Source organism: Gordonia sp. 852002-51296_SCH5728562-b (genome assembly GCF_001665475.1).
Taxonomy (GTDB): Bacteria; Actinomycetota; Actinomycetes; order Mycobacteriales; family Mycobacteriaceae; genus Gordonia; species Gordonia sputi.
Map to the genome: position 1 here is coordinate 112717 of NZ_LZMI01000054.1, position 7417 is coordinate 120133.

The 7417-nt window shown below is 66.2% G+C and carries 4 protein-coding genes and 2 pseudogenes; 3 read left to right on the forward strand and 3 right to left on the reverse strand.

Translation table 11 applies throughout. The features are described from left to right. Positions 1-453 precede the first annotated feature (453 nt). From A5766_RS23830 to A5766_RS09540, 3 genes and pseudogenes are all read left to right on the forward strand, one after another. Positions 454-1959: pseudogene (locus A5766_RS23830) on the forward strand (glycosyltransferase family 39 protein); the annotation flags it as partial. A gap of 423 nt (positions 1960-2382) precedes the next feature. Beyond that, on the forward strand, positions 2383-3879 hold the full coding sequence (locus tag A5766_RS09535) for a S1C family serine protease (protein WP_064904424.1): 1497 nt from the start codon (positions 2383-2385) through the stop codon (positions 3877-3879). A 189-nt stretch (positions 3880-4068) separates the two neighbouring features. Beyond that, positions 4069-5022 carry an alpha/beta hydrolase gene (locus A5766_RS09540; RefSeq protein ID WP_064904381.1) on the forward strand — a complete coding sequence of 318 codons (954 nt, stop codon included), beginning with the start codon at positions 4069-4071 and terminating at the stop codon, positions 5020-5022. A gap of 9 nt (positions 5023-5031) precedes the next feature. Here A5766_RS09540 and A5766_RS09545 read toward each other — a convergent pair whose 3' ends face one another. The 3 genes and pseudogenes from A5766_RS09545 to A5766_RS09560 form a co-directional block, all read right to left on the reverse strand. Next, positions 5032-5793 carry a fructosamine kinase family protein gene (locus tag A5766_RS09545; RefSeq protein WP_064904383.1) on the reverse strand — a complete coding sequence of 254 codons (762 nt, stop codon included), beginning with the start codon at positions 5791-5793 and terminating at the stop codon, positions 5032-5034. Positions 5794-5844: 51 nt separating this feature from the next. After that, positions 5845-6513: an LLM class flavin-dependent oxidoreductase gene (locus tag A5766_RS23835; RefSeq protein ID WP_231894601.1), complete on the reverse strand. Its 669-nt coding sequence runs from the start codon at positions 6511-6513 to the stop codon at positions 5845-5847. Between the two features lie 160 nt (positions 6514-6673). Further along, a pseudogene (locus A5766_RS09560) lies at positions 6674-7351 on the reverse strand (arabinofuranosidase); the annotation flags it as partial. Between the last annotated feature and the right edge of the window lie 66 nt (positions 7352-7417).

Sequence of the window (7417 nt, forward strand, 5' to 3'; positions counted from 1 at the left end):
CGACGTTCCGGACGGATCGGACACTGAAACATCGCTGGTGAGAACACCTTTCCGCGCTCACAGCTACCTGGCAGCGCAGCCTCAGCCGCACCTCAGCACATCGGCCGCACCATCGTCTTCGTGACCCCAGCCTCTCCCGCCGCAGCAGCGTTTCCCGCCGGCGCCTCCAGCACCGCCGACCTCGGCGCACCGCAGGCAACAGACGACCTCGATACCGCCGCCGACGACAACCGCCCACCCCGCGCGACGACCCGTGATCGCGTGGCCCTGGCAGCACTCCTCGCCAGCACCGCGGTGCTCTACCTCTGGAACATCACCATCAACGGAAACGCCAACTCGTTCTACGCCGGTGCGGCGTGGGCGGGGTCGCGCAACTGGGAGGCAGTACTTTTCGGATCAGTCGATCCGTCGAACTTCATCACCGTCGACAAACCTCCGGTGTCGCAATGGATCATGGGGATCTCCGGACAGATCTTCGGGTACTCGTCCGCGAGCATGCTGATCCCCGAGGCGATCATGGGAGTCGCGTCGGTCACTCTGCTCTACGCCACGGTGACCCGTATCTCCGGCAGGACTGCGGGACTCATCGCGGGCGCAGCACTTGCGCTGACTCCCGTGGCGGCCATGATGTTTCGGTTCAACAACCCCGACGCCGCCATGGTCCTGCTGATGACCGCGGCCGCCTACTGCACGGTGCGAGCGACGTCTCGGGCGTCACTGCGCTGGCTCGTACTGGCCGGTGTCGCACTGGGTTTCGCGTTCCTCGCCAAAATGCTGGAGGGATTGATGGTGCTACCGGCGCTCGGCGTCGTCTATCTGTTGGCAGCGCCGACGACGCTTGGTCGGCGCGTCCGGCATCTTGCCGTCGCAGCGCTCGCACTCGTCGTGGCATCGGGATGGTATGTGGTGCTCACGCTTGCATGGCCCGCATCGTCGCGTCCGTATCTCGCCGGTTCGACGGACAACAACTTCATGAATCTGGTGCTCGGCTACAACGGACTCGACCGCATCCAGGGTCACAGCCACGCGGGCAGTCCCTCCGATGCCGCGATGGATGAGTTCATGCGCCAGAACCCTTCTCTGGCACGCGGTTTCGGCGGTGGCATGTTCGGGAGCACCCCCGGTTTGGGTCGACTCTTCGCCGGAGAGTTCGGAGCGGAGATCTCGTTCCTGCTGCCATCGGCGCTCATCGCGCTGGTGGTGGTGCTCGCTCTTCGCGGTCGCGCACCACGCACCGACCTCGTGCGCGCAGGCGCATTGCTGTTCGGACTCTGGTTACTGCTCGATGGAATTGTGTTGTCCTACATGAGCGGAACGGTCCACCCCTACTACTCACTTGCGATCGCACCTCCCATCGCGGGACTGATCGGGATCGGAGTCGTCGAAGCGTGGCGCGCCCGCGAGTCGACAACCGTGTGGCGCGCGATCACCGCACGCGTGGGATTGGCAGCGATGATCGCCGCGGGCGGCGTCTGGGCGTTCGTGCTGCTCGACCGCGAATCGTCGTGGCTCCCCTGGCTGCGGTGGACGGTGCTGCTTGTCGCGGTCGCGGCAGCGGTACTTGCTGCTGTGCCGACACGCGCGCGTCGACCCGTCGCCCTCGTCGCCGCCGGATGCGGTGTGCTGGCCGTCCTCTCGGCGCCTGCCGCGTTCGCGATCGACGGCGACACCGTGGCACACACCGGCGGCGGGCCGTCGGTACTGCCCGGCCACAACACGTCTGGCCACAACACGTCTGGCCACGACACGTCCGGACACAGCAGCACAGGCGGCGGGGGTATGGGCACCGCCGCGGATTCGCCGCGAATCGACCGTCTGTTGCAATCGAGCTCCGCACGCTGGGCGGCGGCCACCAACAGGACGTCGAGCGCAGCGTCTCTCGAACTCGACGCCCGCGTCCCGGTCATGGGTATCGGCGGATTCTCCAACGATCCGACGCCGACGCTCGCGCAGTTCCAGAAGTACGTGGCCGACAAGGAGATCGGCTACTACGTGGTCACCACCCCGCGCGAGTCGGGAACAGAGACACACAACGCGGCAGCTGCAGCAACGAGTTCGGTGGCGGACAACGCGCGAACGGACGAGGCAGTTCGGTCACCGCACCCATCGGGCAGTGGGTCACAAGCCATTACGCTGCCCGCACAGTCGGCGGCTACACGGTGTACGACCTCAGCGCGCGGCCGGGCACAGGCACGACGTCGGCGTCGACGGAAACCACCGCTACACAACAGAACTCCGACACCTCGGGGCCGGAAACACATTCGACGACCCGTCGTCGAACCCATCACCTGGCACGAAGCTGAGGAGAACACCGGTGTTTTGTCAGCAAATTCAGAATTCGGCAGTAGCAGTGTTCTCAGCAGCGGACGGCAGTGTGGTCTCGTGAACAGCAATACGCCCGACGAGTCCGACACCTCACCGATCGAGGGTCCTCACCCAGACCAGGGACACCACGGAACCAACCCAGGCACCGCACCCGATCCGGGGACACCGTGGCAGGGCGCCCCGTACGAAAACCCTTACACAGAGCCTTATCCCACCGCGTCTCATCCCACTGCGTCGTATCCCACTGAGCCTCATCCCACGGCCGCCGGTTCCACTGCCGGGCAGTTCGCCGGCGCATACCCGGGCGCTCCGACGCCCCCTGCCCCTGCCCAGCGATCCCGTGGCATCGCGAAACCGGTTGTCGCGACGGCGGTGCTGGCCGGATTGGTCGGTGGACTCGTCGGCGTCGGAGGGTATGCCCTTCTCGACCACGGCTCGTCGTCGAGCGCACCCGTCATCGCATCGGCACCGGCCGCCGCGACCAATGCCGCTGACGCGCAACCCGGTTCGGTCACGTACGCCGCACAGGTGGCGTCGAAGTCGACGGCCGACATCAAGGTCGCAACCAGTCAGGGCACGGCCGTCGGTAGCGGCATCATCCTCTCCCCGGACGGCTACGTCCTCACCAACAATCACGTGGTGTCAGGCGTCGGCAGCGGCGCCAAGATCCAGGTGACCACCCCGGACGGAAAGACCTATCCCGCAAGCGTGAAGGGCACTTCTCCCTCGTACGACATCGCGGTCATCAAGCTCGACGGCGCGTCGGGGCTCACCCCCGCGAGCATCGGCGATTCCGGGTCGCTTCAGGTCGGCCAGCAGGTGGTGGCCGTCGGTAGTCCCGAAAACCTTTCCAACACTGTGACCTCCGGAATCGTGAGCGCACTGTCGCGGACCGTGACCGCCGGTGACGAGCAGGGCAACTCTGTCACCGTCTACAACGGGCTGCAGACCGACACTCCGATCAATCCGGGCAATTCCGGTGGGCCACTGGTGAATCTGCAGGGACAGGTCATCGCCGTGAACTCGGCCGTCGACACCGGACAGAGCAGCAGTGGCGGCCCGCAGGCATTCGGCCTCGGCTTCGCCATTCCGATCAACACGGCCAAGCGCATCGCGAATGAACTGATGCAAGACGGTCACGCCACCAAACCCGTTCTGGGCGTGTCGGGTTCGCTTGCGTCGAGCACGGATGCGGTCACCGGAGCCAAGGTCACATCCGTGCAGTCGGGCGGTCCGGCAGCAGACGCCGGCATCAAGAACGGCGACGTGATCACCAAGATCGGCAACGCGACCATCAGCAACTACGCCGACCTCATGGCGCAGATCCTCACGCACTCCCCCGGCGAAACCGTGCCCGTGACCGTCAGTTCCGGCGGACAGACCAAGACAGTCCAGGTGACCCTGGGCAGCACCGTCGACAAGGCACAGACAACGATTTCCGAGCGCGGCAGTGGTTCCGACGGTAATGGCTCCGACGGGGACGGCTCGGACGGAAGCGGTTCTGGTCAGCAGCGCGAGGGCGGTCGCCTGCCGTTCGGTTTCGGGCTGCCCTGATAGCCACCGCGGCCGGCAGTAGCGTCCCGCGCGCTCCGAACTGCGCGACGTCCTCCGCCCTCGATCTTCCGGTTGCCCAGACGCGCGGAATCCGAGCCTCTGGGCAACCGCAACAACCGGCCGGGCAACCGCACGGGTTCGTCCGCCAAACCAGGCAAGTCGTCGCGTCCATCGTGAGATCCTCGGCCCATGCGCCACAAGCGGATCACGACCCTGATCGCCGTCATCGCCGCGGCTCTCGGCGTGGGCATTGTCGGTTCGGGGATCGTCGGAGCTGGCACCGCCGACGCCGCCGTCTACCGTCGCGCTACTTTGACCGGCTGCGGCATGCCCGCCACGCCGGTCGACATGTGGACGCGTCCGGGTAACTACAAAACCGTGATCGCGCTCTCCGGACTGCGGGTGACGGCGTCGGCCAGCGGATGGAAGCTGAGCACCAACGTGGGCTCCATGGCCGACACCGGCGTCAACGTGGTGGCACCTGCAGGCGGTCTCGCGAGCTTCTACACCGACTGGAACGCGCGCAACAGCCTCAGCAACATGGGCTATCGCTACCGGTGGACGTGTCGACTCGACACTTTGGTTGCGATGCTCGACCGACAGGGACTCGACGTCGGCCCGCGGCACAAGTACGCGATCATGGGAATCTCGATGGGCGGCAACGCCGCACTGATCTACGGTGCCTATCACCACGCGCGCATCTCGCACGCGTTCTCGATGTCGGGCTACCTGAATCTGTCGGCGCCGGGCATGCGGGAAGCCATCCGGCTGACCCTCCTCGACGCCGGGCTCGAGGCGGGCGTCGGTCCGTTCAATTCCGACGACATGTGGGGTCCCCCGTGGAGCACACGGTGGCTCGACAACGACCCGTTCGTCCAGGTTCCGCGTTTGCGTGGGCTCAGCGTGCGGGTGGCCGCCGGGTCGGCGATCTGGGGCAATCGCGACACCAACATCTCCAACTCGCTCAAGGGAACTCCGCTCGAGGTGCTCGCCCAGGCGCAGACACGCGCCTTCGAGTTCGCGGCAAATCGGGCCGGCCTCCCGATCACGACCGACTATCCACGCGTGGGCACCCACAGTTGGGGGTACTGGGAGGAAATGGCCTGGCGCGCAAAGAACGACGGCTGGTTCAGAGACCGTTGACTCCCAAGATCACACGTAGCGGCGCGCGATCTCGACCACCTGCCCGCGGTACCCGCCGCCGAACACCACGGCGTGCATGAGCACCATCGACAGGTAGTGCAGCGGCACGCGTTCGCGCCAGCCGTGTGCCAGCGGATACGTCTGCTGATAACCCTCGAGAATGCGATCGAGATAGGGAGACCCGAACAACGCGAGTGCCGCGAGATCGGTCTCCCGATGGCCGACGTGTGCCGACGGGTCGATGAGGACACACCCGTCCGGCGACCACATCACGTTGCCCGACCACAGATCGCCGTGGAGGCGGGCGGGAGCGTCGTCGGTGTCAAAGTCGCCCTCCCGCAAACGTTCACAGAGCTTCTCGACGATGCGTGCGTCGCCACCGCGCAGCCCGCTGTCGGGCAGCAGCGGCATCAACCGTTCGTCGGCATACATCTCGCCCCAGGTGTCGTGCCCGACCAGTGAGAGGTCGAGCAGATGCTCGTTGGGACCCTGGTAGCCGGGACCCTCCCAGCCGGGCGGGCCCTGTCCCCAGCGGGCTGGATCGTCGAGGCTGTGGGTGATGGCCAGTCGTCGACCGAAATCGGTTGCGGCGTCGAGGCTTGGCGAACTCGATTCGACGCGGCGCTCGGTCAGCGTCGACTCGTCGGTGGATACGACGTCGACGATGCTCGCCCCACCTGCCGGTATGGCGTCGGCAAGCCACCGCAGACCGGCTACCTCCCAACGCGCGGGCCGTCCGGAGGTGTGCTTGGTGAACGTCGAGGAGGCCATGACTCCTTGATACCCCGGTATCCCGTGTGCGGAGATCCCGCGGGCATGAGGCTAATGCGCACCGTCGGTGTGCCACGCGCCGATGCTCGCCCAGGTGCGGGCGCGCGCGTCGTCACCCACGAGATCTGCCTGCGTGATGGTGAGTTCGGTTGCGCCGGCGTCGAGGTATTCCTGAAGGCCCGCGAGGACCGTCGACTCGTCGCCGATGAGGAACAGGTCGCCCGCACGCTCGTGTCCGGACGCCGCGATGATGCGCTGATACGACGGGATGTGGTCGTAGAACTCACCGGCCGAATACGCAGCGGCACGGGCAGCGTCGACATCATCGGTGATGACGGCGGGCACGGCGGCGATCACGCGGGGTGCGACACGTCCCGCCTTCCGAGCTGCCGCGGCGATCGTCGGCACGATGACGTCACGAATTGCCTTGGGACCAGCCAGGAAAGGCAGTGTTCCATCCGCGAGTTCGCCCGTCGCCTGAAGCGCTCGCGGGCCCATCGCTGCCACGACGAGAGGGATGGGTGTGTCGACGCCTGCCACGCGAGTACTGATCGGTGGAGCGGAGATCAGGGTGTCGCCGTGAAACGGCTCGTCGGAGCCGTCGAGCAGCGAACGTAGCGCGGTGAGATAGTCGCGGAGCGCCGGGATCGTCGGACCCGGGTCGACACCGAACGTCGGTGCTGTGAACGCCGGAGCACCGAGTCCGACGCCGAGCTGAATCGGTTGCCCGTCGCGCCGGCAGCGGTCTTTGCGGCTCCCGCGAGGTGGATCGGATGCCGCGGGTGGATTGGCACGACCGACGTGCCCACCACGATGTCGGGGATCTGCGTGCCGACGAGGGCAGCGAGGGTGACAGCGTCGTAGCCGAACTGCTGCTGATCTACGCCGGCTCGCGCATGATGCCGAAGTGCCGTACCGAACCGGAGACTCCGGGGAGTTCTTTCACCGGCGACCACGTGTTCATTCCGTCAGAACTGTCGGAGTAGAAGTACTTGCCCTGCTTGTAGGCGTCCAGATAGATCCGCCATGCACCGCTGGGCAACTGTGTCACGGCAGGACCTTCGACGAATGTGCCCCAGTTGCCGGGAGTGACGAATCGGTACGGACCGTACAGCGACGACGACACCGCATGCTGCACAACCTTTTTCGTCTCGTTCTTGGTGAACGCGTGGTAGGTCGAACCGACCTTCACGATCGTCGTGTCGATGTGGTCGGCACCGAGTCCTGCCAGTGGAACCGGCGGAGTCCACAAGCGCAGAGACGAGTCGAGCGCGGTCATGATGTAGGGCACGAACCCGCCGCCGGTCGACATCGAGAAGACGACGTTGACCCGACCGCCTTCGACGAACCAGTCCGGTGCCCACGCCTTGGTGGTGAACGGCGAGAGCGACGGGCCGTCCGAGGAGCCCGCTGAACCCGACGACCCCGGACCGCTCGACGAACCGAGGCCCTTGCCGTCGCCGGTGCCGGGAAGGAACGCACAGCACAATGGCACCGGCACGTTCCGCACGAATGCCCAGTGGACACGGTCGCTACTGCGCGCGAACCCTAGCCTCGAAGTTTCGTGAGGTGGCGGTCGGTCGTTGAGTGGTCCGGATGGTGTGGTCTGAGGACCGGATTCCGG